This window comes from Tropicimonas aquimaris (genome assembly GCF_042676185.1).
Taxonomy (GTDB): Bacteria; Pseudomonadota; Alphaproteobacteria; order Rhodobacterales; family Rhodobacteraceae; genus Tropicimonas; species Tropicimonas aquimaris.
Genome location: NZ_JBHTJT010000010.1, coordinates 1 through 26,302, shown reverse-complemented (window position 1 = coordinate 26,302; position 26,302 = coordinate 1). Strand labels below are relative to the sequence as shown.

The 26,302-nt window shown below is 61.2% G+C and carries 25 protein-coding genes and 1 pseudogene; 14 read left to right on the top strand and 12 right to left on the bottom strand.

What is annotated here, in order from left to right; genetic code table 11:
* Nucleotides 1-54 precede the first annotated feature (54 nt).
* On the top strand, nucleotides 55-2,472 hold the full coding sequence (gene gyrB / locus ACFQ2S_RS10280; RefSeq protein WP_386074376.1) for a DNA topoisomerase (ATP-hydrolyzing) subunit B: 2,418 nt from the start codon (nucleotides 55-57) through the stop codon (nucleotides 2,470-2,472).
* 466 nt (nucleotides 2,473-2,938) lie between these two features.
* On the opposite strand, the gene ACFQ2S_RS10275 is transcribed toward gyrB, so the two are convergent.
* Nucleotides 2,939-3,247, bottom strand: coding sequence for a hypothetical protein (locus ACFQ2S_RS10275; RefSeq protein WP_129634872.1), 309 nt, complete (start codon nucleotides 3,245-3,247; stop codon nucleotides 2,939-2,941).
* 781 nt (nucleotides 3,248-4,028) lie between these two features.
* On the opposite strand from ACFQ2S_RS10275, the gene ACFQ2S_RS10270 reads away from it, so the two are divergent.
* Complete coding sequence (locus ACFQ2S_RS10270) at nucleotides 4,029-4,856, top strand: helix-turn-helix domain-containing protein (RefSeq protein WP_386074375.1); 828 nt, start codon at nucleotides 4,029-4,031, stop codon at nucleotides 4,854-4,856.
* 80 nt (nucleotides 4,857-4,936) lie between these two features.
* Here ACFQ2S_RS10270 and ACFQ2S_RS10265 read toward each other — a convergent pair whose 3' ends face one another.
* Nucleotides 4,937-6,262 carry an aspartate ammonia-lyase gene (locus tag ACFQ2S_RS10265; RefSeq protein WP_386074374.1) on the bottom strand — a complete coding sequence of 442 codons (1,326 nt, stop codon included), beginning with the start codon at nucleotides 6,260-6,262 and terminating at the stop codon, nucleotides 4,937-4,939.
* Here ACFQ2S_RS10265 and ACFQ2S_RS10260 point away from each other — a divergent pair.
* Nucleotides 6,218-6,541: an integrase core domain-containing protein gene (locus tag ACFQ2S_RS10260; RefSeq protein WP_386074373.1), complete on the top strand. Its 324-nt coding sequence runs from the start codon at nucleotides 6,218-6,220 to the stop codon at nucleotides 6,539-6,541. The genes ACFQ2S_RS10265 and ACFQ2S_RS10260 overlap by 45 nt on opposite strands.
* A 66-nt stretch (nucleotides 6,542-6,607) precedes the next feature.
* Here ACFQ2S_RS10260 and ACFQ2S_RS10255 read toward each other — a convergent pair whose 3' ends face one another.
* Together ACFQ2S_RS10255 and ACFQ2S_RS10250 are read right to left on the bottom strand one after the other, a co-directional pair.
* Nucleotides 6,608-7,399 (bottom strand): COG3904 family protein, encoded by a 792-nt coding sequence (locus ACFQ2S_RS10255; RefSeq protein WP_386074372.1) that lies wholly within the window; start codon nucleotides 7,397-7,399, stop codon nucleotides 6,608-6,610.
* Between the two features lie 2 nt (nucleotides 7,400-7,401).
* Nucleotides 7,402-8,718, bottom strand: coding sequence for a hypothetical protein (locus tag ACFQ2S_RS10250; protein WP_386074386.1), 1,317 nt, complete (start codon nucleotides 8,716-8,718; stop codon nucleotides 7,402-7,404).
* 67 nt (nucleotides 8,719-8,785) lie between these two features.
* Between ACFQ2S_RS10250 and ACFQ2S_RS10245 the strand changes: the two genes are divergently transcribed.
* Nucleotides 8,786-9,331, top strand: coding sequence for a CIA30 family protein (locus tag ACFQ2S_RS10245; RefSeq protein WP_386074371.1), 546 nt, complete (start codon nucleotides 8,786-8,788; stop codon nucleotides 9,329-9,331).
* 51 nt (nucleotides 9,332-9,382) lie between these two features.
* Nucleotides 9,383-9,847: a tryptophan-rich sensory protein TspO gene (gene tspO, locus ACFQ2S_RS10240; RefSeq protein WP_386074370.1), complete on the top strand. Its 465-nt coding sequence runs from the start codon at nucleotides 9,383-9,385 to the stop codon at nucleotides 9,845-9,847.
* Nucleotides 9,848-10,020: 173 nt separating this feature from the next.
* On the opposite strand, the gene ACFQ2S_RS10235 is transcribed toward tspO, so the two are convergent.
* The 4 genes from ACFQ2S_RS10235 to ACFQ2S_RS10220 all read right to left on the bottom strand — a co-directional run bounded on the left by ACFQ2S_RS10235 (nucleotide 10,021) and on the right by ACFQ2S_RS10220 (nucleotide 15,331).
* Nucleotides 10,021-11,010: a SphA family protein gene (locus ACFQ2S_RS10235; RefSeq protein WP_386074369.1), complete on the bottom strand. Its 990-nt coding sequence runs from the start codon at nucleotides 11,008-11,010 to the stop codon at nucleotides 10,021-10,023.
* Nucleotides 11,011-11,024: 14 nt separating this feature from the next.
* Complete coding sequence (locus tag ACFQ2S_RS10230; protein ID WP_386074368.1) at nucleotides 11,025-12,845, bottom strand: DUF3604 domain-containing protein; 1,821 nt, start codon at nucleotides 12,843-12,845, stop codon at nucleotides 11,025-11,027.
* 9 nt (nucleotides 12,846-12,854) lie between these two features.
* A complete protein-coding gene (locus tag ACFQ2S_RS10225; protein WP_386074367.1) occupies nucleotides 12,855-14,699 on the bottom strand; it encodes a DUF3604 domain-containing protein in 1,845 nt (614 codons plus the stop codon).
* A 77-nt stretch (nucleotides 14,700-14,776) separates the two neighbouring features.
* On the bottom strand, nucleotides 14,777-15,331 hold the full coding sequence (locus tag ACFQ2S_RS10220) for a hypothetical protein (RefSeq protein WP_386074366.1): 555 nt from the start codon (nucleotides 15,329-15,331) through the stop codon (nucleotides 14,777-14,779).
* 400 nt (nucleotides 15,332-15,731) lie between these two features.
* On the opposite strand from ACFQ2S_RS10220, the gene ACFQ2S_RS10215 reads away from it, so the two are divergent.
* The 6 genes and pseudogenes from ACFQ2S_RS10215 to ACFQ2S_RS10190 all read left to right on the top strand — a co-directional run bounded on the left by ACFQ2S_RS10215 (nucleotide 15,732) and on the right by ACFQ2S_RS10190 (nucleotide 19,417).
* Complete coding sequence (locus tag ACFQ2S_RS10215; RefSeq protein WP_386074365.1) at nucleotides 15,732-16,418, top strand: Crp/Fnr family transcriptional regulator; 687 nt, start codon at nucleotides 15,732-15,734, stop codon at nucleotides 16,416-16,418.
* Complete coding sequence (locus ACFQ2S_RS10210; protein WP_386074364.1) at nucleotides 16,381-16,770, top strand: DUF3604 domain-containing protein; 390 nt, start codon at nucleotides 16,381-16,383, stop codon at nucleotides 16,768-16,770. Before ACFQ2S_RS10215 ends, ACFQ2S_RS10210 begins: the two co-directional genes overlap by 38 nt.
* The gene (locus ACFQ2S_RS10205; protein ID WP_386074363.1) at nucleotides 16,655-16,948 is read left to right on the top strand and encodes a DUF3604 domain-containing protein; all 294 of its coding nucleotides are present in this window, start codon (nucleotides 16,655-16,657) and stop codon (nucleotides 16,946-16,948) included. The genes ACFQ2S_RS10210 and ACFQ2S_RS10205 overlap by 116 nt, the downstream gene beginning before the upstream one ends.
* 146 nt (nucleotides 16,949-17,094) lie before the next feature.
* A complete protein-coding gene (locus ACFQ2S_RS24810) occupies nucleotides 17,095-17,358 on the top strand; it encodes a DUF3604 domain-containing protein (protein WP_449369415.1) in 264 nt (87 codons plus the stop codon).
* Nucleotides 17,359-17,619: 261 nt separating this feature from the next.
* Nucleotides 17,620-17,822: pseudogene (locus ACFQ2S_RS24805) on the top strand (transposase); the annotation flags it as partial.
* Nucleotides 17,823-18,232: 410 nt separating this feature from the next.
* Entirely contained in the window at nucleotides 18,233-19,417 is a 1,185-nt protein-coding gene (locus ACFQ2S_RS10190) for a tyrosine-type recombinase/integrase (RefSeq protein ID WP_386074362.1), read from the top strand.
* A 368-nt stretch (nucleotides 19,418-19,785) separates the two neighbouring features.
* Here ACFQ2S_RS10190 and ACFQ2S_RS10185 read toward each other — a convergent pair whose 3' ends face one another.
* Nucleotides 19,786-20,595 carry an SDR family NAD(P)-dependent oxidoreductase gene (locus ACFQ2S_RS10185; RefSeq protein WP_386074361.1) on the bottom strand — a complete coding sequence of 270 codons (810 nt, stop codon included), beginning with the start codon at nucleotides 20,593-20,595 and terminating at the stop codon, nucleotides 19,786-19,788.
* A 180-nt stretch (nucleotides 20,596-20,775) separates the two neighbouring features.
* Here ACFQ2S_RS10185 and ACFQ2S_RS10180 point away from each other — a divergent pair, with 180 nt between their 5' ends.
* The gene (locus ACFQ2S_RS10180) at nucleotides 20,776-21,411 is read left to right on the top strand and encodes a DUF6962 family protein (protein ID WP_386074360.1); all 636 of its coding nucleotides are present in this window, start codon (nucleotides 20,776-20,778) and stop codon (nucleotides 21,409-21,411) included.
* Here the strand turns inward: ACFQ2S_RS10180 and lgt are convergent.
* Nucleotides 21,399-22,340, bottom strand: a complete 942-nt coding sequence (lgt, locus tag ACFQ2S_RS10175) for a prolipoprotein diacylglyceryl transferase (RefSeq protein ID WP_386074359.1) — start codon at nucleotides 22,338-22,340, stop codon at nucleotides 21,399-21,401. The two genes, ACFQ2S_RS10180 and lgt, sit on opposite strands and share 13 nt — an antisense overlap.
* A 428-nt stretch (nucleotides 22,341-22,768) precedes the next feature.
* On the opposite strand from lgt, the gene ACFQ2S_RS10170 reads away from it, so the two are divergent.
* Entirely contained in the window at nucleotides 22,769-24,340 is a 1,572-nt protein-coding gene (locus tag ACFQ2S_RS10170; RefSeq protein ID WP_386074358.1) for a phytoene desaturase family protein, read from the top strand.
* Between the two features lie 278 nt (nucleotides 24,341-24,618).
* On the opposite strand, the gene ACFQ2S_RS10165 is transcribed toward ACFQ2S_RS10170, so the two are convergent.
* A complete protein-coding gene (locus tag ACFQ2S_RS10165) occupies nucleotides 24,619-25,557 on the bottom strand; it encodes a LysR family transcriptional regulator (protein WP_386074357.1) in 939 nt (312 codons plus the stop codon).
* Between the two features lie 54 nt (nucleotides 25,558-25,611).
* Here ACFQ2S_RS10165 and ACFQ2S_RS10160 point away from each other — a divergent pair, with 54 nt between their 5' ends.
* On the top strand, nucleotides 25,612-25,836 hold the full coding sequence (locus ACFQ2S_RS10160; protein WP_386074356.1) for a hypothetical protein: 225 nt from the start codon (nucleotides 25,612-25,614) through the stop codon (nucleotides 25,834-25,836).
* Between the two features lie 196 nt (nucleotides 25,837-26,032).
* Here the strand turns inward: ACFQ2S_RS10160 and ACFQ2S_RS10155 are convergent, their stop codons facing one another.
* Nucleotides 26,033-26,194 (bottom strand): hypothetical protein, encoded by a 162-nt coding sequence (locus ACFQ2S_RS10155; protein ID WP_386074355.1) that lies wholly within the window; start codon nucleotides 26,192-26,194, stop codon nucleotides 26,033-26,035.
* Nucleotides 26,195-26,302 lie beyond the last annotated feature (108 nt).

Sequence of the window (26,302 nt, the reverse complement as noted above, 5' to 3'; positions counted from 1 at the left end):
GACAAAGCCCCGAGGGGGAAGTATAAACTCGCAAGGTTGATAAGGAAGGGCCGCATGGCAGACGACGCGAACCGGGCAGAAGAATACGGCGCAGGATCCATCAAGGTTCTCAAGGGCTTGGAAGCAGTCCGCAAACGCCCCGGCATGTATATCGGCGATACGGACGATGGCTCGGGCCTGCATCACATGGTGTACGAGGTCGTCGACAACGGGATCGACGAGGCGCTCGCGGGCCACGCGGATGCGGTGACGGTGACGATCCGCTCCGACAGCTCCGTCTCCGTGTCGGACAACGGCCGCGGCATCCCCGTGGACATCCACCCCGAAGAAGGCGTGAGCGCAGCCGAGGTCATCATGACCCAGCTGCACGCCGGGGGTAAGTTCGACAGCAATTCCTACAAGGTGTCCGGCGGCCTTCACGGCGTCGGCGTCTCGGTTGTGAACGCCCTGTCGGACTGGCTGGAGCTTCGGATCTGGCGCAACGGCAAGGAGCATTTCGCCCGTTTCGAACACGGTGAATGCGTGGAACATCTCCGCGTCGTCGGAGATTCCGACGGGCGCAAGGGGACCGAGGTCACTTTCATGGCCTCGACCAACACGTTCTCCAACCTCGAATACTCCTTCAAGACACTGGAGACGCGCCTGCGCGAACTAGCTTTCCTCAACTCCGGCGTGCGGATTGTTTTGCGTGACGAGCGCCCCGCGGAACCGCTGGAAGTGGAGATGTGCTACGATGGCGGCGTGAAGGAGTTCGTCAAGTATCTCGACCGCTCCAAGTCCTCGACAATGGCCGAGCCGATCTACATGGAAGGCGAGCGCGACGGGATTGGCGTCGAGGTTGCGATGTGGTGGAACGACAGTTACCACGAGAGCGTCCTTCCTTTCACCAACAACATTCCGCAGCGCGATGGCGGCACCCACCTCGCCGGGTTCCGGGGGGCACTCACGCGCACCATCAACCTCTATGCCAACACCTCCGGGATCGCGCGCAAGGAGAAGGTGAACTTCACCGGCGACGATGCACGCGAAGGCTTGACCTGCGTGCTATCCGTCAAGGTGCCCGATCCGAAATTCTCCAGCCAGACCAAGGACAAGCTGGTGAGTTCCGAGGTTCGCCCCGCCGTCGAGGGGCTGGTGAATGAAAAACTTGGCGAGTGGTTCGAGGAAAACCCGGCACAGGCCAAGATCATTGTCGGCAAGATCATCGAGGCGGCGCTGGCCCGCGAGGCTGCGCGCAAGGCGCGCGAACTGACCCGCCGCAAGACGGCGATGGACGTGGCCTCGCTGCCCGGCAAGCTCGCCGATTGCCAGGAGAAGGACCCGGCCAAGTCGGAGCTGTTCCTCGTCGAGGGTGACTCCGCCGGGGGATCGGCCAAACAGGGGCGGCATCGCTCCAACCAGGCCGTCCTGCCGCTCCGGGGCAAGATCCTCAACGTGGAACGCGCGCGCTTCGACCGGATGCTCTCGAGCCAGGAGATCGGCACGCTGATCACCGCCATGGGCACCGGCATCGGCCGCGAGGAGTTCGACATCTCCAAGCTTCGGTATCACAAGATCATCATCATGACCGACGCCGATGTCGACGGCGCGCACATCCGGACACTGCTGCTGACCTTCTTCTTCCGGCAGATGCCTGAGATCATCGAAGACGGTCATCTCTTCATCGCCCAGCCGCCGCTCTACAAGGTGTCGCGCGGCAAGTCGGAGGTCTATCTCAAGGACCAGGCGGCGCTGGACGACTACCTGATCGAAATGGGGATCGAGGGCGCGCGCCTGCGTCTGGGAACCGGCGAGGAGATCGTTGGTCAGGACCTGAAGCGCGTGGTCGAGGAGGCGCGGCAGGTTCGCCGTATGCTCCAGGCCTTCCCGACCCACTACCCGCAACACATCCTCGAACAGGCCGCGATCGCCGGCGCTTTCGTTAGCGGCCAGGTGGATTCCGACCTGCAGGGCACTGCCAATCGGGTCGCTGAACGGCTGGACCGGGTCTCGGTGGAATACGAACGCGGCTGGCAAGGCCGTCCTACCCAGGACAAGGGCATCAGCCTGTCCCGCTCCGTGCGAGGTGTCGAAGAAGTTCGCCGGCTCGACGGCCAGGTGCTCCGCTCACGCGAAGCCTTGCGCCTCGGCGAGCACACAAAGCCGCTGCAGGATGTTTATGGCGACGGGGCGGCTCTGGTTCGGAAGGACAAGGAATTCCCGATCCTCGGCCCGCTCGGCCTGCTCGCCGCGATCCTCGAGGAAGGGGAGAAGGGCCTGAGCCTTCAACGCTACAAGGGTCTCGGAGAGATGAACCCGGATCAGCTCTGGGAAACGACGTTGGACCCGGAGGCGCGAACCCTGCTGCAGGTGCGGATCGAGGACATGGCGGAAGCCGACGATATCTTCACCAAGCTGATGGGCGACGTGGTCGAACCGCGACGCGAATTCATACAGTCGAACGCCCTCAGTGTGGAAAACCTGGACGCCTGAACCTCTGGAGGATCGCGCAAAACCGTACATTCCACCCAAAGGATTGCACGATTAGCGCAAAGGTTTGCGTGCTCTCTAAGCAAACGAACCCGTTAGGGTGAATGAACCTCTGCCGAGGTTCGTCTTCGTCTCCCATCAAGGCGCGGCATCATCTTCACGGCCATAGGCATTCGCGTCGCCTTTGTCATACTCCGGACCGCCTTTCCTCGCCGATGCAGTATCGGTCAGGAAGGGCGGATTCCGGTCATTCGCCGCGACCGGCGCAGATGACCGGGTTGCGGGACGAAGTGGACCTTCGTTCGCTGAGCCCAAACCATAAAGAACGACCCTGTTCTGACCTCCACCATGGCCCAGACAGAGGCCACTGATCCCGACGAAGCTGCCGTTGTGCCTATCGCGGCAAAGGTCCAGAGGGCGGGCCAATGCTTCGGCCTTCATGAAGCACCGGGATGAGTGAGCGTCGCCCTCAGTGCAGGAAAAGGAGGTAGGCTGTGAGCACGATGATAATCGCCCCCAGTGCCCAACAGAGGCGCTCCACTGATTTCTCGTGCGGAATCTTCGCATAGGCCGCCGTAAGGCCCGCGACACCTACGACCGAGACGATCAGGGTGGCCCAGAGCGCGTAGGGGATCGCCAGGAACACTCCGACGGCGAGGGCGGCGTAGGCGATTCCGAAGGCGAGCGGAGGCTCGTTTCCCTTCACGCCGAAGCGAGCAATGATCATCCCGTGCAGGACCGCGTTCACCGCAAGAAGCGAAGCAAGTATCGAAATCATCGCGCCGTCCCCCCGACCTCACGCCAACGCTTTCACCTTCAGGGAATTCGCTGGCGAGGCAAGCTCTTTCTCGCAAGTCCCTCGGGAGGCCGTACTGCTATTTCCATAGGGAGCAGCTTCGCTCTCCGACGCTCCGATCGTCGTACCATGGCGGGTATCCGCCTGATGACACAGAAGTCACCAAAATCGCCGAACCGGACCTCAGAGCTTTGTGCGACGAACGGCCCCGTTCCGCCTTGAGTGTCGAATGCTGCGCTCAACCCGAAGGTCCGAGATGGGCTCGTTGCAGCCGTCCGCCGCGGCTCGCGCAAAAGTCGGCTCTGGGCCGAAAGCGACGATCGGTGATTTGAGCGCCGCACCCGCTGCGCTGCGGCGCGCAGCACAACAGGGAGGGCGGTATGCGTACTTTCGCTACGGGTAGAATCAAGGTCCGGTTAATGTGATTGTTTTCTCGTTGGCAGGCGGAAGAGTTCAGGACTCCGTAAGCTATGCCACTTCGAAAATGGCCTTTCCAAACAGGTCTTCATGTTCCTGACCATTCTTTGCATCAGCATGATGGGAGACAGGCTGCGTAAGCTCACCGATGTCAAACCTGGCAATGGCTGAGCCGAGACCCGCCAGCCGAAGATCCCCTGCCCCGCCGGCGTGCAGCCCCAACCGGACACGGCACGCCCGACTCGATCGGCCGGCGGCGGCACAGGCTTGACCCGCTTTTCCTTGGCTCTATCGTCCGAGGTGTGCATGTCGCCACATGGCGCTTCAGAGGATACAGCACGCTCGCATGACCGATTTCACGACCGAGAACTTCATGGCGAACCTCAAACTCGCCGCGAGCTACTATCCCTCGATCTCTGAAATGTGCCGAAAGCTGCAGATCAATCGGCAGCAATTCATGAAGTATCTGTCAGGCAGTTCCTTTCCGTCCCGATACAACCTTCGTCGGATCTGCGATTTCTTCGGTTTTGACGAGTATGAGATCCTGCTTCCGCACGACCAGTTCAAGAACCTCGTTCGGCTTCGTCCGGTTCACGGCGGCGAGGACATCCTGATGCCACCTGGGCTCTCGGATATGCTCTCTCAGGCACAAAGAAATCGAGGAATGCTGAGCCGGACTCAAGGATACTATCACCAGTATTATCTGTCCTTCTCGCATCCGAACCACATCCTCAAATCACTCGTCTACATATACGGCTGGAACGACTACACGTTGTACAAGCGCCTGGAACGTTTGAAGTACGATGGAAAGGTCGGTCCGCCCGACGTTTTCAAATATGCGGGTCTCGCTACGGTCGTGGGCGATAGAATGCATATGCTGGACCAGGAAACCCTCACTGGATCAGAATTGACCCAGACGGTTCTCTTCATGAATTACAGGAACCGCGTATCAATGCTGACCGGGTTGAACATGGGTGTTTCGGGGCGTGATACACATGAACCGTCAAGCTCACGGGTGGTCATGGAGTACATCGGGCGATCCGTGAACTTGCGGCAGGCCATATCCGATTGCCGGCTGTATGCGATGGAGTCCGAGAGCGTCCCCGAGCGCATTCGCAGCCACCTGACGGCGGCAGGACGGATCGGCGGCCCGTTGCGAGGCGCGACCTTCTGACCCCCGTCAAGATGATCGCGTTTCCGTCATGCAGAGCAGGTCACGCTGCGTGACCGCATCCGACGCGCAGACACTCAACCTCAATTAGAAACAGTGGCTTCGATTCCCAGTTCAATCAATGCCTCGGAAATGGACAGGTTTTTGGCGAGAGCGTACTTGGCGGCCTGCGCAGCTCTCTCATATCCGATCTCCGGCACCAGGGACGTCGCATATGCAAGGCTGTTGTTCAGCAGAAAATGGCAACGCGCTTCATCAGCCTCGATGCCTAATACGCATCTATCCGTAAGGCATGCCATGCCGGACTTCAGAATTCGCAATGATTGCAATATATTCAGGATGGCGACGGGTTTCATTGCGTTCAGTTGCAACTGCCCCGCCTCGGCAGCCATCGTGACGGTCAAGTCGTTCCCGATAACCTGGAAAGCGATCTGGTTCACCACTTCGGGAATGACCGGGTTCACCTTGCCCGGCATGATCGAGGAGCCGGCCTGAACCGGCGGAAGCCGGATCTCTCCGAATCCCGAACGGGGTCCGGAACTCAAGAGGCGGAGATCGTTGCAGATCTTGGAGAGCTTTACCGCCACGCGTTTCAGGATGCCGGAGAACGCAACAAATGCTCCCAGATCCGAGGAGGCTTCAACGAGGTTGCGTGCAGAACGGAGCGGGAAACCGGAAATGCGCCGCAACTCCCCTACAGCGACTTCGGCGTAGTTGGCAGGCGTGTTCACCCCGGTACCAATCGCCGTGCCGCCAAGGTTGACCTCCCACAGCAACCGGCTCGTGTCCCGAAGGCGTTCGATGTCTTCTTCGATCGTGTTGGAGAATGAACGGAACTCCTGGCCGAGCGTCATAGGCACGGCGTCCTGCAACTGCGTCCGGCCGAGCTTTGCAATGCCGTCGAATTCGAGAGCGTTGGCTTCGAACGCGTCGCACAAGCGCTGATGCTCTTGCGTGAACGCCTGCATGTTCAGAAGGATCGCGAGACGAAGGGCTGTCGGATAGACATCGTTCGTCGACTGGGATTTGTTCACGTCGTCGTTCGGGTGAAGATGCTGGCATTCGCCCTTCGAGAACCCCAGTTCGAGCAATCCGAGATTGGCGATCACTTCATTGGCGTTCATGTTGGTCGAAGTGCCCGCCCCACCCTGGATCATATCCACGATGAAATGGTCATGGTGCTTCCCGGCCAACAGTTCGTCACAGACGGCCTCAATCACAGCCGCCTTCTCAAGGGAGAGAACGCCAAGCATTCTGTTCGCCCTGGCCGACGCCTTTTTGACCATCGCGAGCGCCTGAACCATCTCTGGGAACTGGTGCAGCGACAGGCCGGAGATGCGGAAATTGTCACGAGCCCGAGCGGTGTGCACGCCGTAAAGCGCTCCCTCAGGGACCTCGTAGACGCCCAAGGAGTCGCGTTCCGTCCGCGTTTCGGAGCCTACACCGCTCTGGTGCGCAACTACGGGCTGAAGCAGGAGTTCATCACCCCGCACTGCCCGCAGCAGAACGGCATGGTCGAACGCGTGATCCGGACGATGAAGGAGCAATGCATCCACCGTCAGCGCTTCGACAGCATCCAGCACGCGACGCGCGCCATCGGCGACTGGATCAGCTTCTACAACCATGGCCGCCCACATCAGGCGCTGGACATGAAAACCCCCGCTGAGGCATTCGCATTAGCAGCTTAACCTGAGCAGATTCCGCTGGGTCGATACACTTCTTCGGTCAATGATCTCAACCACAGCCCGTCAGCGTCATTCTGCAATTTCGGTAGCAATCCGGCTTTCGACGAGTTCTTCCTCGACAAGAACGTAGATCTGATCGGGTGGTGTTGCGAGGGAATGGACCATTACACCCGGATCGATGCCCATCTCAATAAGATACTCCATTGTGCGGCCTTGACCGGTCTGAATGCCTTCGACCGCAAGGAAGACGGGCATGTAGCCCGGCGCATCGTAATAGTGCTGATGCAGCCCCACAGCGCTTCGAAGCGACACCGAGCGCTCTGTCCCTGCGGCAAGCATGTAGGGACATGCCGAAAGACAGAAGTTGCCAGGCAGCATGATGGTGTTGGCCTCCATCGCTCGCAGGGCACGACCGATCCTCAAGGATTCCTGGACAGCTCCCCCGGTGCTGTTGAGAGCAAACGTATCCGGCGGTGTCTCGAGCCCGGCTATGAACGCTTCGAGGCGTTGCGCATCGCCGGGCGCAATCGCTCCGTTGACCAGCACGAAATCTCCGACCCCCTCCAGCGACTCCAGCGTGAATTCAAGCCGTTCAGGGACGTCGTCCGGGAACTCGATCTGCGGCAAGGCTCCAGGATTGGTGAAGTCCGGGTGGGTGCGCGACGGCTCGTAACGACGCACCTGATCCCCCGGGCTGACCGGACCGGCCGGAAGGTCCGTATTGCTACCAGGTCTGAGCAGCCATTCGAGCTGAAAATCCGAGAGAACCAGCAATACGGCGAGAACCCCCTGAGCGATCAACACCCAACGCAAGGCACGGCGCATCGAGATGCGGGAAAGCGATGTGTTCGGAGACAGCATTGCTATTCAGCCGCATCCTGCCTGATAAGCGGTTCCGGCTCGATTGCTGCGACACGACGTTGGATCTCCCCATCAGCGAGGCCCATGGTGGCCTCGACGTCCTTCATCGCGTTGATCGCAGCCTTCAGATCGGCAAGGGTCAGCGTTTCCTCGATGCTCAGGCCGTCGCGACCGCTGCGGATTGCCGCCTGCGCGATGGCCAGAACGAAGACAAGGATGGCCGGGAGCAGATCGATGGCGATCGCTCCCGCCCAGGACGGAACGAAGCTGCCCGCATACCGGATGACGGCATCGGCGCTGGAAATCGGATTGTAGGCTGTCTCCTGCGGGGGCTCCAGGGCGAGCACCTCATCGGCGGCCTGCTTGAGTGTCCGGCTGCGCTGATCGAGAGCATCGAGCACGGATGCGATGGTCGATGATTGCGCATCCCGGACGGCGCTGTTGCGGCCATCCAGTTCAGGCAGGACAACCGACGCAGGAAGGTCTGCCGCCGCACGCGATACCAGCGGGGCGACCGAGTACTGGTTCAGGTTCGAGATCACGCCGGCCAGCCGGACGCTTTCTTCCGAGAACGCCACCGAGCGCTGTTCGACCGGTCCGGGCGCCACAGTGAGCGCACGCATTCTTCCGAGGATCGCGTTGCCTTCTTCATAGGCTGCCTCGATCAAGGGTTGCTGCCCGGCGATCTGCCCTTCCAGGTTCCGCAGCTCCTCGTTCTTCTGGGTCAGCACACGGAAAACAGCGCCCTCCCCTGCGGCTCCGGACAACTCGCCGGACCTTTCCTGGTCGGCCAGAGCTTCAAAGGCTTCCCGTGCACGCTGGACCTCGCGGCCCAGAGCCTGTCCCGACAAGGCGATGTCGTGGGATTGCTCCAGCGCGGCCTGGTAGTCGCGGACGGTATAATCGAGATGTTGCTCGACCGCCGCCGAGCCCGCCAGCGCTGCCGCATTCAGCCAACTCGACATGGCGACGATGGCAAGGGAGCCCACGATGGTGGAGACCGTGAGGCCAATGAACCCGGCAGCGCTGCGCATCGACGGTAGCAATCGAAGCATGTAGCTCCAGAAGACGAAAATCCCCACCGACACCGCAATCGAATAGGCGACCGCCGCAAAGAAAGACATCGCACCCGTGTCCTCCAGAAGCGTCGAAACCCCGAGGTAGGTGTAGATGCCGGAGGCGATTGCCAAGACGCCGAGCGCCGCCGGGGTGAACGTGTCGAGCCATGCCAGGTGGCCTTCGAGTTCCTTCGCCGTCCTGAGCCCCTTGGCTTCGGCAGCGGTCAATCCTTGCGTGGCTTCTGTCACCTTGTGCCTCATCACCTGCGTTAAACTTCCTTAATATAGGTACAGGAATCGGGTCGCGCATGTAGGACAGGTGAGCTTCATGATCAGAAGAACTATTCTCGCGACCATCTTTGCATTTGGAGCGTCTCTCGCATCGGGTGACAGTGCCGGGGGTGAACAAATGAAAGCGGCGTCGGAGCTGTCATGGACCTACGTCGCAGACAACGTGATGGGCGGCGTGTCCCAAGGGCAGTCCAGCCTCGGCAACGACAATGGACAGACCTTCATTCGGCTGACAGGAGAGGTCAGCACCGCAAATCGAGGCGGTTTCATTCAGGTCCGCACGATGGTCGACACCCTTGAGGCGGACAGCTCCGGGCTGGTCCTCAGGGTTCGCGGCAATGGTGAGCGCTACTTCATTCACCTGAGGACGCGCGCGACGAGGCTTCCCTGGCAGTATTATCAGGCAGGCTTTGAGACCGGGCCGAACTGGAGCGAGGTTAGGTTGCCCTGGTCCGCCTTCCAACCTTCGGGACGGTTGCTGCCGCGTCGTGTGTCACCGGAATCGATCCACTCGATCGGACTTGTTGCGTTCGGAAGGGATCACACAGCGGATGTGTCGCTTGCCGAGATTGGTGTCTACTAGGTCCCTGAGTATTCACGACCGCCTGAACCGGTCCATAGTGGAGTAGGAGCTTTGACTTTTCTTTTGTTCCTGATCTTCCTGGCAGCTTGCGTCGCAGCGGGATCAACTGGCGTGTTGTTCGCTCCGGGAGATTGGTATCGCGATCTTCGAAAGCCCGACTGGACACCCCCTTCCTGGGTGTTCTCCGTCATGTGGACATCGCTCTACCTGGTAATGTCCTGGGCTGCGGCCCGTGTCGCCGTCACGGGAGAAAGCGGTCTTGCTCTGGCCTTGTGGGCGCTCCAGATCGCGCTCAACACCCTGTGGACGCCTGTCTTTTTCGGCCTGCATCGCATGCGTGCCGGACTGCTGATCATCGTTCTGTTGTGGGCATCGGTTGGGGCAACGACCGTTGCATTTCTTCAGGTCGATACTCTTTCCGGCATCATGTTGATCCCCTACCTGATCTGGGTAACCGTCGCCGCATGCCTGAATTACGCGATCCTCAAGATGAACCCTGACGAGGCTCACCTTTGACAATGTCTATCGTTGCCGGGCCGAGGCAGGTTGATCACCCGAAGTTCTCAAAGCCCTATCTCGCGAAACGCACCTTCGATTGCCTGTCGTCAGAAGACTTGGGCCACCGGAATGGACGACGCGCACCAAGCCTGACGTTCCGCACGCCCAACCTCATTGGTGCCGAATGCAGGTCATAACGCGAAGGCTATGTTCAATATGAAAGTGTCGCTCTCGAAGCGGCGCTTGGCGGCAAACTCCGTAACGTATTTCGCCTTAAGGCTCATTTCGGCTCCGAACATCGTCCCCCCGCTGTAGGTGACGATGAGACCGGCGCCGGCGACACGCGCCTGGAGGCTTTCGGCGCCGAGGGCGGCGCGGGTCTGATCCGCGCCTTTGCCACTGTCGTCGTCAAGCTGCTGGTAGAAGTAACCGGTCACCCCGAAACCCCAGCCCGAGCGGATGCGCTGGACGACCGCTCCCTCGAGTTGAAGCGCCGGTGCGGTCTGGTAGTCTGTGGCGGAATTCTCGGTACTGAAGAGGAAGCTCATCGCTCCCGATGCTTCGAACCCCGTGGAGGTGTCGAGCCAGGTCGCCGCGACGAAGGGTTGGAAGGTCCAGACGTTCTTGCCGTTCGACAGGGCGTCGACGGTCCGTTCCTTCAGGTTCACCGTGGCCGTGTCGTAATTGCCTGTGGGCGCATAGACCGTGAGGCCGGTACTGTAGTGAAGCTTGTCGCTATGCCAGCCGACGAGCCCCGTCACCGAAAGGTCTCCAATTCCCGACGTGCTGTCGTCGATCGCAGCCCCGTCAAGTGGTGGCGTGACGGCAGTCCAGGTCAGCTCCGGGTTCAAAAAGGGAACGGTCAGGTTCAGGGCCGGGGTGCCGCCCCAGAGAGGCGCCGCGAAGGACTGCGTGATCCCGACGCGGAGAAGGTCGAGTGTCAGATCTGTGTCCGCCCGGATCGGAAGGCCGCCGGCGGACAATCCCTCTACATTGCCCTCGAGGCGGTCGTAAGTGAAGGACAGGTAGGTGCCGGGCGGCGGGACGATCCCAGCCAAGGTGTCGCGGGTCCCCAGGAAGTAGGCGCCGATCCCGCCCTCGACGGCAAGTGCGGGCGCAGCAAAGCCGGCGAGCGCTGTTCCAAGCAAGGCCGTCCGCAGGGGCGAATTTCCAATCTTCATGGCGGAGGTCCCTTTCACGGCGTGTACCAGATGGGCGAGGTCCAGGCGCGTTCCTGTATCGTCGCCGGCACGCCCTCGAGCAGCGGAAGGCCGTTGCGGACCGCGTCGTAGGTCGTCCATCGCGGCGTCGGGATCTCGAGGACCCGCAGATAGTAGACGGCGTGCGCCGCCGGATCGAACGCGTCGTCGGTCCAGTGTCCGACAAGCTCGGCCGCTCCGATCGTGTTGGAATAGGTCGCTGTCGTCAGGTCGACCGTGTTGCCGACGGCGGGAAGCCTGCCGTCAGGCGCAGGCATGCGGTCATCGGACCAAGCGACGTCCACGATCTTTTCCTGGGGCTCTCCGTCTTCGTCTATCCAGCCCTTGACGATCTGGATGCGGTCAAGATTGGCGCCCTCCGGGTCCTTCAGCGCATGGACGGTGAACTGCGGCGGGCCATCGAGCGCGCGCAGCGTCCCGCCCATCGGCACGCCGTTGGCGTAGCCGTCCATCACCATCCGCACGGGGTCGTCCGTTTCGACCAGCCCGGCTCCGGCAAAGAAGCGAGGCTTGATGCGGGGCCCGGAGGTCACGAAGGTCTCCCGCGCGCGCATCGCGTCGAAGATCGCGCCGCGGGTGTTCTTCGGCGCCCAGACGCCGGCGATTGATCCGGGGTTGGCTTCGGGTCCCTTCACCCACCCGTCGATCTCGCCCTCGCGTCGCTGCGCAACAGTACCGTCGGCGACGCCGTGGCTGCCGTTGTAGGTTGCCTCGGTCACATCGCTCGGCATGCCGTTGTGGTTGTCAGTACCGCCAATGAAGCCGAGCTTCCACGGGTTCGCGCCGAGCTTGGCCTCGTAGTCGAGCCCCTTTGTCACGGCCCAGCGGGCGAAGTTCTGCTCCCGGAATGTCCGCTCGCTGTAGGTGGCGAGGCTCTCGGCGTTCTCGAAATCCGCGAACTCGTCATTCGGCCATAGCGAGGCCACGACCTCCGAATTCCCCTTGATCTGCATCATCTCGATCAACGGCTCCCACTTCGCGCGGGTCTCGGCGTATTCTTGAGTCAGGGGATTTCCGGCGTTGTCGAGGGGTTCGAACATCCGCCCCTTGCTGCCGTTGGAATTGTGCGGGATAGCCAGAAGTGTCGAGCCGTTCGCCTCCTGTTCTGCCATCCAGGCCCAGAGCATCTCCTCGTCCACGGTGTCGAGCGCGCTCAGCGGCTGGTCGGGCACAACGGTGTCCCGGAATATGACGTTGCGGTGCATGTTCCCGCCGCCGGGCGCGGAAGTCCATTCGAAGGCGATGAAGGTGGTGAAGGCGCCGGGCTCGTAGTGCGCCTCGGCCGCCGCCACGATCACGTCCTTCCAGGCCGAGATGGTTGTCTCGGGTCCAGCGAAAAAGGGCGGGTGCTCGGGTGCGCCCGAGCGGTTGTTTTCGACCACATACTTCAGGAACCACGCGCGTTGGGTGTCGATGTCCTTGAGGCCGCGCAGCTCGACGAGGGCATCCTGGTAATGGCCCGGCGCGTCGGGGTACTGGGTCGACAGCATCTCGCCCAGGAATTCTGCATGGTCGGAAACGGCGGCGAAATCGAGCGGGCGTCCGATGCTGCGCTGCACGTTGTTCGACGAGACGCTCTCCCCTTTCGCGAACCGGTAGGCATCGAACGGCGTCAGTCGGGCCCCGCCGATATAAGCATCGAGCGAGAAGGCCGTATGAACATGGGTCTCGCCGAAATAGGCGTTCTTGAGGGGGTTCGCGGGGACTGATGCCTCGCGTGCGGTCCAGTCCTCCTGCGCAAATGTGGAAGAGGCGATTGAGGCGAAGAGTAGTGTGATCAAGCCGGTGCGTGTCATGATGGCCTTTCAGTTTTCCGGTGCGTACCAGATCGGCGAGGTATAGGCGCGGTCCTGCGTGATCATGCTCACGTCGGGGCCCATCTCGACGCCGAATTTCACCGCGTCGTAGGCCGTCCAACGTGGCGTCGGGATCTCGATGACGCGGGCGTAGTAGAAAGCGGATTCGGCCGGGTCAAAGTCAGGGTCCGTCCAGATCGCACCCAGTTCGGACGCCCCGATGTCGTTCGTCCACGACGGGACGGAGAGATCAACGGTATTGCCCACCGGAGGAAGCTTGCCATCGGCGCCCGGGGCGCGGTCTCCTCCCCAGGCGACATCGTAAACTTTTTCCATTGCCTCACCGGTCTCGGCGTCGATCCAGCCCTTGATGATCTGGATGCGATCGAGGTTCGCGCCGATCGGGTCGCGCAATGCATAGACGAGGAAATCGGGGGCGTCGCCCTCGGCCGGCGCTGCGAGATCGCCCCCCATCGGAGCCCCGCCGGAATAGCCAACCTGGGCGAGGTCGCGACGGCGGAGCGCATCCTCCGCGAAGTCGCCTCCGAAGAAACGCACGGTCATGCGCGGGCCGGTCGTTGCGTATGTTTCGCGCCGCTCCATGGCGTCGAAGATCGCACCGCGCGTATTGTCGGTTGCCCAGACGGCTGTCAGCCCGGCGGCCGAGTAGATCCACGATTCATAGGCAATCTCGCCGTCGGGAAAGGTGCGGCCGACATTTTTGGCGCGTTCCGGGTTCGGCTCGTAGGCGGTGAACTTGCTGAAGAAGTTCTCTTCCTCGACGGTCGTCATGCCCGTGTGGGTGTCTGTCGCACCGTCGGCTCCGAACTTGAACGGGTTGACGCCGAGTTCGCTTTCCAGTTCGAGCCCCCGCAGCAACCCGGACCTCGCATATTCGCCGGGCAGCATCTCCGGCGTCTTGCGCTCGGTCGCGTCGAGGTTGCCAAAGTCCCAGGTCTCGAAATTGGCGAATTCGTCCTCGGGCGACAGAAGCGGGTGCGCCTCGCCGTCGCCCTTCATCTGTGTCCATTCATAGAGCCGCTCCCATTTCTGGCGCTGCTCGGCATAAGCGGCGTCAAGCGGCGCACCGTCCGCGAAGTCATCCACGAGCGCGAACATCATCCCGTTCGAGAGGTTCCCGTTGTGCGGGATCGCGGTGACATCGCCGCCCGTGGTCGCCTCGTAATTCTCGAGCCAGGCCCAAAGGTCTCGCGGGTCCGGGGAGCCGAAGGGCGGGGTTGTCGTATAGGGGACGACCTGACCGGCCCGCTCTGGCCCGTCGCGGAAGATCACGTTGCGGTGCAGGTTGTTGCCCTTGACGAGCGACGTCCATTCGTAGGCGATGAAGGTCGTGAACACGCCGGGATCGTTGAATTCCTCGGCCGCCGCAATGATGTCGTCCCATACCCGTTTGTAGGCGGGATTGCCGGGCTGGTAGTTGAGCGCGGGGGAAATCGTGCCTTGCGCAAACTGCTTCGTCAGTTCCTGGGCGGCCATACGGGCCATCTGGCCCCCCTGCGCGAACGCTTCGTGGAACTGCTTGCCCTGCTCGTCGGCCAGGATGTTCGGCGCGCCGGCCAGGATGTCGGTGATCGCCCCCATCCCATCGGAGTGATCGGTGATCATGTAAAAGTCGAGCGGCCGTGACAGCTTCACCGGTTGACCCGTGTTCGAGACGATCTGTTCTCCCCGCGCGAGCCGGTAGCTGTCGCGCGGCAGAAGCGTGGTTCCACCGCCGCCCGCATCCGCCGATAGGGCAGTGTGGACATGGGTATCCCCGAAAAAGGGACGCGTCGGGAAGGCGCGGTCGGCGTAGGGCGAATAGGGCCGCCCGGGCAGGACATCTTCTGTCACGTCGGGGGGCACATCCTGCGCTGAGACCGGGCACGCCAAGAGGAGCGCAAAGATCGAAAAGAGTTGCCGCATGAGTATCACCCCCCCTTGGGAACCAGGATCTTGACGGTGAATCCGATCGTGTCTTCGGGCACGATGCCATCGTCATAAAAATTGTGCTCGTAGGAAACCTGAAACTGCATCGGCCGCCCGCCGACCTGAACGAGCTTCGACACCTTCATGCCCAGCGGGAGCGAGGTGAACTCGTCCCGGTCCCAGTCCCAGACGAAGGTCATCTCGGACGCACCCACCGCCCAGCCATTGCCCAAAGGCACGTTGAAGATCGGCTGCAACGTCGAGAGGTTCACATCGGGTCGGTCGTCGTCGCCCGCCACGTCGAAGATGTTCTGGTTGAACAGTCCGTAGAGCCCCCAGTCGGGCCGCGCCGTGAAGCCGAGCGCGGGGCCAAGGCCCCATTTCTCGGCGCTCACACCGTCGGCGCCCGTGGGCAGCAGCGCCACCGCGCCCACCCCGAACCGCCCCCACGACCGGTCGAAAGCCGCAAGGTTGAACAGCGTGGCGTCGCCCAGCCCGCTCACGCCCGAAGGGCTGTCGGTGACAAAGGGCAGGGTCAGGCGCGCGATGTTGTTCACCCCGCCAAGCGTGAAGGGGATCGCCCCCCCGGAACTGGACGATGTTCAGCGGGTCGTCCGAGTTGTGAAGGCTGGGCGACCAGAAATCCTGAAGCTTGAAGGACATCAGCGACGCCGTCGGATCGCTCGCCTGGCTTTCGAGAGACTGGCCGCTCTGGGCGAAGGCGGCCGTGGGAAGCAAGAAGAACAGGGAGAGCGCCTGGCGGGCCATCGCGCCCAATCGATCCGTCCTCCGCGTCGGGCCCGCCAGCCCGCAAGCCAACCGCCGCCTGTGATGCCCGCTACACTCCTCCGCCAGATGTTTCATGCGTCCTCGACCTCCTATCGTGGCGAGGACCTTACAGAATCGAGACCCCTATATAGTCCAGTTTTGCACAATTCGATGCAGGGAAGGCCCTGAGTGGATTCAGTAACCGAACGGACCCTTTCCTCCGGTTGGCTCGGACAAGTGGAGCCCGAGCTGAAGCGGGAGTTTCTGCGCGCAGCACAGCCGAGGATGTTCGCCGACGGAAGTGCGATCCAAGGCTTTCAGGAGGAACAGACCTGTCTGTGGGGCGTCGGATCGGGGGCGGTGCGCCTCTATGTAGCCATGAACGAACAGGTGCCGAAGCTTGCCCACGTCGCCGGGCCCGGATTCTGGTTCGGGGATGCGCCCGTGGTCACCGGCCAGCCTCGCGCCTTGCAGGCGACAGCGGCCGGCAACACGAGGCTGTTTGCCATTGACCGCGCCGTGATCGCCAATGTTGCGCTGCGCAACCCGGATGCCTGGCTGGCCGTCGCGAAGCTGGTGCTGATGAATGAACTGACGGCTATCGGGGCCGGGGAGGACTTGATGATCCGCGACTCCCGGGCGCGGCTTGTCGCGGTGTTGTTGCGGCTGTCGGGGCGCCGCAACGCATTTCAGGGCGTCGCGCCCATTGCAACGGTCCCGGTGACTCAGCACGAACTCGCAGAGGCCTCCTGCCTGTCCCGGTCCTCTGCTGCATTGATTCTGAAGGATCTCGTTGCGCGCGGGATGATCCGGACGGTCTACGGGTCGATCACGATACTTGACGCAAAGGCGCTCGAGTCCGTTCTTTTTGAGTGAACTGCCTGCCTGGGCTCCGAGCGAACTGGTTGGCGGGGCACAGGCTTGGGGCAGCGTTGCAACGCTCAGAGCGGACATCGCTATCTCGCGCATTGAAAGGTGCCTGCCCGCCGATCCCGTTGACGAAGAAGAGCTTTGGGCCCGGATGGCGGAGCAGAAAGCCAAAGGATCGCCCCTGTTGGCCATTCCGCACTCTTCGAACGGTAGAAAGGACCCTATGTTCGAGCCGGTCAACAATGCCGGCAATCCTCTGGCACGGGACGATGCGGAAACACGCGCGGGAGGCCTTCGTCACCTCGGGACCGCGAATCCAACCTCGTTTCTTCGGTGGCGCGAGCCTGGCAACACATGATGATCCCGTGCGTCTAGTCGTGGACGGCTATGCCAACCGCGCGCCGATGTGCGGCACCCTGACCGCGCTCGATGGCCCGTCGCAGTTTACCGTCCAGGCGCGGAAGGACCGCGAGAGCGCCAATCGTGACCGGATCCAGTTCGGCAAGGGCTGGGGCGGTGACGCGGGCCAGCTGTAAGAGCGGATCGTCCTCGTTGGATGGTCGGACTGACACCAGCCCGAGGCCAATGGCAACCCTCCTCCGGTCCGCAACGACACTGGGTCCGCCGATCTGCTCGTGCACTGGACCGACGTTCCGCCCAAGCATGACACGCTCTCTACCACATTCGCATCTTCGCGTCTCCAAGCCCACGCTGGACAACTTACGACGCAGTCAGGAATGGGTTGCCGCGGCCCGAGGGAGTGCGCGCGACGATACAGGAACGCGCCTGGACATCCCCCATCTGGCACGCAACGGCAAACGAGGTCGACCAGAGACGTTCTCCAAAATACGAGGATCAAGAAACCCTCCTGTGGATGGTTTGCCCGTCGAATGCGATCCCGGTCTGTCGGAGCGTGAGGGTTCTGTTCGGTCTGCCGCTTCGCTAGAGCGAGTCGGGGAAGCGCCGATGGTTCGAACCCGCCGGCGAACAGATTGGTCGCCAGCCGTCTGAAAATGGCATGTCTCGATTGGCCCGTGTTGGACTTCAGCACCCCGTTACGGCAAAATGGAACGCTGATTGTCCAGAGCCCTTGTCGCAGTGCGGATGGACCGTAGGACTTTTCAGGCAGGCAGCACGGGGATCAGTTTCCCAGGCGAATGAAGAGTGACCGTGACCTCGGCAGGGCCGCATCAACCCGGTGAACGGCTGGCCGGTCCGCAAGCACGGCACCTAGAGCAGACGTCAATGGCGCAAGGCGCATCTTGCCATGGACACCACCACTGCCGACATCCGAACGGTCGAGTTAGACCCAGTCGAGTCGGCGATAGCCCGGTCCTGCCGGACCTGTTCAACCAGATGCGCGCAGACGAAACCATCGACACCGTAACCGATGATGGCGCGTACGACACCGAGATCCACATCCGCATTGCAAACATGAACCGCGTCCCAGCCTTTGGAACGGCTGACAACATCTGGGAGTGACGGACTCGTTGGGGAACGGGGGAGTGCGCCTTCAGGAAGCGCTATGAAACAACACCTTCACGCTGCTTCCAACAGCAACCCACCGGGAGAAACGCGCAGTACCACGCGCAACAGTAGATTTCACACTTCAAGATGGTGAGCCGTACAGGATTCGAACCTGTGACCCACTGATTAAAAGTCGTTCGACACAGGCTTCTGCGTACTACCGCACATTTCCCGCGCCTACACTTAGTATTTGAAATTAAAATATTTTTAAGAAGAAACGGATCTCGACACCACTCTTGCCTTCTTGCCATTTCTCTAAATCATGCTTACCTCACGCTTACCCGGCGAGACACATGATCGAGATGCCCAAGGTAAAGTTGTCCAAGACCTTCGTTGAAAAGACCGCGCCCGAGGACCAAGAGGTGATCTATTGGGACGAGACCCTCCCGGGCTTCGGGTTGCGCGTGAAGCCATCGGGTTCGAAGGGCTATCTGGTACAATATCGAAATCGTCGCACCGGCGCCTCTCGCCGGAAGACCATCGGGCAGCATGGTCCGCTCATGACGCTGCATCAGGCGAAAGAGATCGCACGTGGCTTTCTGTCGGATGCGATCCGAGGGCAGGATCCCGTGCTTGAACTGCGAGCAGCCTCGGAGCGACGCACCATCAAGGATCTCGCCCGCCGGTACCTTGAGACCCATGCCATTCCCAAGAAAAGGCCACGAAGTGTGAAGATGGATCGATCAACCTTGGATCGCTTCATTCTACCGGCATTCGGCTCCAGGTGCGTGGCGGACATCGGTCACGAAGACGTCCAGAGGTTGCACAACCGGATGCTGGACACGCCGTACCAGGCCAATCGTATGCTGGCCCTGCTTTCGAAGATGTTCGAACTCGCGATCCGCTGGGAATGGCGACCCAACAATCCCGCGCGCGGGATCTCCCGCTTTCCAGAAGAGAAACGATACCGTTGGCTAACCGATGCTGAACTCTCTCGCCTTCTGCTTGCACTCGACCGGCACTCCAATCAGGTGGCCGCAAATGCCATCCGTTTCCAGTTGTTGACCGGCGCCCGCATCGGCGAAGTGTTGACCGCGACCTGGAAGGACCTCGATCTTGAACGAATGGTCTGGGTGAAACCGTCACATCATACGAAACAAAAACGCACGGAACATCTCCCCCTGTCCGGCGCCGCTACGGCGCTGCTCCGGCGGATGGCGTCCGAGCGAGATCACGGCAATCCACACGTATTTCCTGGCCGCAAACCCGGAGAACCGATCAAGGATCTGAAGCGTTTCTGGAAAGCCGTAACAACTGAGGCCGGCCTTGACGACTACCGGATTCATGACAATCGCCACACCCATGCCTCGCATCTTGTCTCAAGCGGGCAAAGCCTGGCAATTGTCGGACGCCTCCTTGGCCACACGAACCCGACCACGACGCAAAGGTACGCGCATTTGGCGGATGATCCATTGCGACAGGCCGCGGAAGTCATGGGAGCCAAGATGGCGCGGGAAAAAACGCAGGACCCGACGTGATTGCTGTCGCGAAGCCTGAATAAAATGATGACTTTGGACTCCGTGAACAAACGTCAGAGGCTAGATTCGAATTGGTCACTTTTCGGACCGGCCTCCACTTCGCCTCAGCCGACTGGTGTTCTCGACCTGACACCTGGCTCCCGATCGTCCTGTAGTGTGCCCTCCGTTGCTCGTAAGAAGCTCCGGGGCCAGCGATGCGGACGGAGCTACCGTCTAGGAAGATGGCCGAACAGTCCACTCTCTGCGCATTGCCGACCTTCAAGCCGTTTAAAAGCTCTGCATCTGTAGCCCTGCTTCAGACCGCGCCATCGACCGAAAACGACCACTCGAAACGGGAGCAGCGAACGGCCGTGACGCGCCGAAGCGCACTAGACCCGGTCCATGATCCATCCTGTGAAGCGTGCCTTAAATGCACGGGGCGCCACGTCCGCCGCCATTGCAAAGAGCCGGTTTCGGAGCCCTGGGACAATCATCTTCTTGCCCCGCATCATCGCGTCGTAGCCATGCGCCGCGACCTCGGATGGAGACATGGTCTGCATCGGCCATCCACTCGCTAGTCGAACATCGTTCATCCCGGCGCGTCTGAAAAAGTCTGTTTGCATCGGGCCGGGACACAGACAGGTGACATCGACGTCTGTGCCGCGGAATTCCTCGGAAAGCGCAAGAGAAAAGCTGAGAAGATGTGCGCGGGTCGCAAAATGTACAGATACGAACGGCCCCGGTACGAGGGCCGCAACGGAGGACACGTTGAGAATCCGGTTTCGCCGGCTCCGATCACGCGTGTGGAGAAATCCCTTCGTCAACTGCATCACTGAAATCGTATGGAGCCGAACCATTTCGATTTCTGCCTCTAGATCGGATTCTTCAAAGCGACCATAGACGTTGAACCCGGCGTTATTGATGAGCGTGTCCGCAGCGGTGCCTTGATGCCGAACGTGCGTGAACACAGCCGGTGCCGATTCCGGAAGCGACAGATCAAGTGCCAGGGTGTCGGCCTTCACCCCGTAGCTTTCGATGAGATGTTCGGCGCAGGCGTGGAGGCGGGCCTGGTTTCGTGCCACGAGGACGAGGTCGCTGCCTGCTTGTGCAAGGCGCTCGGCAATCATACGACCCAACCCGCTTGACGCACCGGTTACGATCGAAAGTCGCGGTGGCATGCGATCCGTTCTGTTTCCCATTTTCGAATTCTCCCGATCCGCGGGCTTTCAATGCCCGGAGGTCGTGGGAAATGTCACAACCTGGAACCCTCCTCGCAATGATCCAGAACAGGGCGGCGTCGCCGAAACCAGGCTACGAGGGCGCAGAGACCATCATCGAAAACCAGGTGAAAACGAAAGAGCAGTGCCAGGCGCGCGACCATGCTTGAACCGGATGTGACCGTCACCGATTTGGTCCTCGCCGCGCAATGCACGGCGTATTCCGTCCTTCTCTCTCGCAATGGTGATGAGGAGCCGCTGGTGCGCCGCCTTTACGCGATGCTTTTCGCGGCGCTCGGAGTGGCCTCCCTGTTTGGCGGTCTGTGGCATGGCGTCTTCTCAGAGCGCGAAACAGTGCTGGGACAATGGGTTTGGCTTTGCGTCATGGCCGCCCTTGCCGTAGCGGCGGCCTTGCTCTGGTACATCTCGGCGGCGCTTTTCTGTTCGGCGAAATGGGCGCCCATCGTCCGAATGATTGCCTTGGTGTACCTGCTGTTTCAGATATCCGTTTCGGCTTTCGTGACCGACAGTTTCGCCATAGCCACCGTTGGGTTGTTGCCGCCGGTCATCACCATGATTGCGGGGAATGCATCGCGTTTCAGGCGGACGCGGTCCCGACGGGCTCTATACGGCGCAGCAGGGTTCAGCCTGGCTGTGCTGGCCGGCCTGATCATCGCATTCGACGTCTCGCTTCATCCACGCTTGGCCACCGCGCTCGCCGTCTACCACATGGTCCAGTTCGTGGCGTTCTGGATGATCTTTTGGTCAGTGCCGGGTGGCGCCTCTCATCCCCGGTAGAACCTCGCGGGGCGCAGGTCTAACCGCGCCTCTTCCATGGTTTCCTGGCGTTTTTCGGTGATGTTTGCACGGGTCCAGCTTGTGGGAATACCCAGAGGGTAAAGGATCAATGCGATCAAGACGACGATCTGAAGCCAGCTTGCGGACCGTTCCGTTGGTTGCGAGGTGGAGTCCGATTGCCTCGGAGACCGCAATGTCCAAATCAACAGGATCAGGCCAGCCGCAGCCATCAGCAGATTGAACACTTGTCCGGTCCCGATCCCAAGCCACGCCGCCTCGTAGTCTCGGAACAGGTCCACCAGGAAGCGCAGTCCCGCGTAGAGGAATATGAACAGGCTGGCGACAACCCCGCGCCCCGGCGGCCATTTCCATATCGCAACAATCAGGATGGGCAGAATCAGGAAGTTCTTCGCGCTTTCATAAAGGGCGACAGGATGGCGGGCCCCTTCGAGATCCGGATAGACGAAGCCCCATGGCATATTGGTTGTCGACCCGATAACGCCGCCTTCAATGAAATTTCCGAGCCGACCGATGGCCAGAAGAAACACGGCGGGAACCGCGACCTCGTCCAGCAGTGCTATCAGAGAGAGCCCACGCATTCGTGCAAATATGGCCGTTGCGAGCAATCCGCCGAGCAACACCCCGTGAGAGGCCATGCCGCCCTCCCACCAATTGAGCGCGGCCAGCGGGTGCTCCCGGTAATAGTCGAGTTCATAGACGAGGATATCAAAGACACGCCCACCAACCATAACGCCGACGGAGAAGAGGATCGTGAACGAAAACACATCGGCGTTCGTCAGGCCGCGCGCACCACGCCGGATCCAGAACCAGATGAAGATCCCGAGAAACCCGAGCGAGTAAACGGCTCCGTACCAATAGATTGCACCGATTGGAGTGACGGCAATCGCCGGATCGAAATCATGTATCATCCTGTGCCTCCCCTCATCAATTCGCCCGAAGACAGTCCAGAAGCGAGGTGCGCGAACTCGAAATGCACGATGCCTCGATCGCCTAGAGGTCGTTTTCGGCTCATAAGACAAGTCTAAAGCTCGTGGAGCATCCAGCGTTTGATCAGTATCAAACGGACTTGCGCCGCCGGATGTCTTTCACGACCTTCTCGGCAGGCTCTTTCCGTGTTTCGGGTTTCTGTCTCATCTCCACTCCTTGGTGGTTACGATGAGCCAGAAACCCTCCGTTGCGAAATCAAATCAGAAGTCCCAAAGGTGCTGACGGGGAACAAGTGGTTGAGGGAAAGAACGCTGATCCCGACCTCGCAGAACTGATCGCGATCAAAGCCCCTTTCGCGGCCACGTGTTATCCACACCACACCAAGACAGCATTTCTCTGACCACACGCGATGCGAAGGAGATCCGGCATGACTGACGCTGACAGGAACGGCTGGGATGCCATCGTCATCGGCTCCGGCATCGGGGGCATGGCCGCAGCGGCCGCGCTGTCGAAGAACGAGTACAGGGTGCTTCTGCTGGAGCAATACCAGACGCTCGGCGGCCTGAGCCACAGTTTCAAGATCGAGGGTTTCCAGTGGGATGCGGGCATCCACTACCTCAATCATGTTGCCCCAGAAGATCGCGAGCGCCGCATACTGGACTGGCTGTCGGACACGCCGATCGAACTGGCCTCGATGGGCGCGATATTTGACAATCTCCATATCGGAGACGCCCCGCCGCTGGCCCTGTCCCGCCCATACGAAGCGCAGGCGCGCGATCTCAAAGACAGGTTCCCGGAAGAAGCGGAGGCCATCGACGAATGGATCGCCGCGCTGAAGGAGGGCCGGGACGCGGTCCACAAGCTCACCATGACCCGCGCAATGCCCGAGATCATGGGCGCAGCGCTGAAATGGTGGCACGGCCACGCCATCGACCGCTGGTGCAAGCGGACGACACAGGAGGTGATTGATGAGATCACCGACAATCCCGATCTTGCGGCGGCCTTCGCCGCGCAATGGTTCGACCATGGCGGCAGGCCCAGCAAGGCAAGCTTCGCGATGCATGCGCTCATTACCGGGGGCTACCTGCAAAGCGGCGCCTGGTATCCCAAGGGCGGGGGCGCAGCCTTTGCCAATCATATCCTGCCGACGATCTGGAAGGCGGGGGGCGAAGTGCGGGCGGACACCAAGGTAGTGACGCTTATGATCGAGGACGGCCGTGTCGTCGGCGTGCGGACGGCGCAGGGGGAAGACATACGCGCGGATACGGTGATCTCGGATATCGGCGCACGCGAGACCGTGAACCATCTTCTGCCACAGGGTTGCGGGCATCAGGACTGGATCGACGAGATCAACGCCCTGCCGCACTCGGTTGCTCATTTCAGCCTGTTCGTGGGCTTCGAGGGCGATATCCAGCGCGCCGGGGCCAGCCGCTCGAACCACTGGATTTACCCAGGCGGAAAGGTCGACGTCGTCTGGACAGATGCACCCGATAGCCCACCGCCAGGCCTGTTCGTGTCTTTCGCCTCATTGAAGGACCCCGGCCATGACCCCGGACCGTCGCAGAAATACGCAGGCGAAATCGTCGCCTGGGCCGACTGGTCGGTGGTGGAGCGATGGGCCGATATGGAGCCGGGCGCACGCGGCGATGACTACCGGTCGTTCAAGGCCCGGGTCGAGGAGGTGATGTTTGCGCAATTTGAAGCCTGCTTCCCGGAATTGGCCAAGCTCGTCGTGTTCCGCAATCTGTCTACGCCGCTTACGACCCACGCGATCACCGGGCATCACAAGGGAGCATTTTACGGGATCGACACGACCCCTGAACGATTGATGAGCGAAGCGCTGCAAACCCGGACACCGGTCCCGGGACTGTTCCTTGCCGGTCAGGATGTCCTTACTCCAGGTATTCCCGGGGCGCTTTGGGGCGGCGTGCTGGCCGCTGCTACCGTCGATCCGAGGTTGTTTCGGCAACTTCCCGGTTAGAAGGCGTTTGGGTACAAGTTCCTGCTATCCAACCCTCGCAACAGTTGACCTTCAAGCAACAAACCCAAATGCCCGCTCCGTCCGCTGACCCGACCTCGGTGTGCGTCGCCGCGAACGTCCGGTTCTTGTCCGCATGGACCACTGTAGAAATGCGAGCGCGAGAAATGCTGCGCTCGCGGCGAAGGTCCGGAAGGTCGGCAACTGAGCTAAAAGTGCAAAATGCGTCAGCGGGACTGGTGCAAGCAATAACCTTGCCGGAAGCAGGAGCTTCGAGGTTCCTATTTGAATATCGCAGCGTAGCGCGGGGCGAAGAACCGGGTGAACTCTTTGACCTCGGGCCGGCGATAGGCTTCCGGCGAGATCAACATCAGGTGCTGCGCCGACATCTCCTCTGGCGGGGCGAAGCAGCGGATAAGCCGTCCGGCCGCCTCGTACTCTTCTGCAATCCTCAGGTTCATGACGCCCAGACCATGCCCGGCGAGAATGGCGGCCCCCAGCAATTCGAACTCGCTAACCGACATGACGATCTGGTTCGGCGAGATGTGCCGCGCCAGCCAGTCGTGGTAGACAGCGGGCGCGCCTTTGGGCTCATAGGACACGAAGACATGCCCAGCCATGTGATCGGGCGACTCGGGAAGCCCCCGGTGCTCGGCGTAGCTCGGCGACCCGAACAGGGTGAAGCGCGCCGTGCTGATCTTGCGGCAAATCAGCGACGGGTCGGGTGTCTGCCTGGTGATGCGCAGGGCGACGTCCGCTTCGCCGGCGGCGAGGTCCAGAACCTTGACGCCGGGAAGGAACTCGAAGCGGATGTCGGGACGCGACGTCAGGAACTCGCTGAAGATCGCGGTCACACGTGGAGAGAAATTGGATGTGAAGGCGGTCACCCGAATCGGCCGCGGGCGCGTCAACTCAAGTGCCCTGTCGGCGAAGGCCGCCGCGGCCGCCTCCAGCGCCTCGGCCAGCGGCAGAAGCTTCTGGGCCGCGTCAGTGGGCCGGAAGCCGCGGTTGTCGCGCTCGAACAGCACCAGCCCTATCTCGTGCTCCAGCGCTTCGATGCGCCGGGCGACGGTCGGCTGCGCGGTCCCGAGCTTGCGCGACGCGGCCAGTGTCGAGCCTTCCCGAACCACCGTCAGGAAGGTCCGTACATCCGACCAGCTGCGGAACCGGCTCTTCATTTCTGTAGAACAGCACATCGCCGCGCCGGATACCAGCAGCATGGCTCGCCCGATAGTCTGAACGTCGAACCGAGGTGGTTCGAAAGGACCCGAGACATGACATCGCTCACCCTCTCCCCGACCGGCCTGTTTGCCCGTTTCCTGTCTTTTCCGTGGGGTAGGACCGAAGGCGAGAGGCACATCTCAGGTACCGACGTTGCCGCCGACGACATGCGTGCCAAGCGGGACTTCATCCAGGACATGATCGAGAGGAACCCCGATGCTTTCTCGAGCAACCTAGACATTCAGACGGCGATGCTCGTCTTTCCGGAAAGTTTCTGATCCTCAACCTTGATGCACACTCGAAAGATCCTCACGGCATTGCACGCAACGACGGTCCGAAGGGTCCGCCGATTTGCCCTCTTTGCGAACGTCCGTCTCTCTCCTTTTAAGTTTTGCCCCGTTCGAGGGCGGTCACTACGCTGCGATCCCAAAATGCTGACGCGTCACGCGCAGTCTGTACCTGCGAGACGGACCCCTACCTCCGCCAAAATTCACGGTGCGGGGCAAGAAGCTGGTCTTCAATTTCGGGGAAGGGGCCATGCACCTCGATCTCTTTCTGCCCATGGCTGAGCACAGTGCGCGACGGCAGGTTCATGGTCGGATTCTCAGGATGGTCGCCCGTCAGCTCGAGTAGCATCTCCTCCTCGTAGCCATAGACCAGACGACCGATATTCGCCCAGTTGGGGAGCCTGATCTGACTGGTCCGGTTTGATTGTTAGTGCATGACCCGCCTTGGTTCCATCTT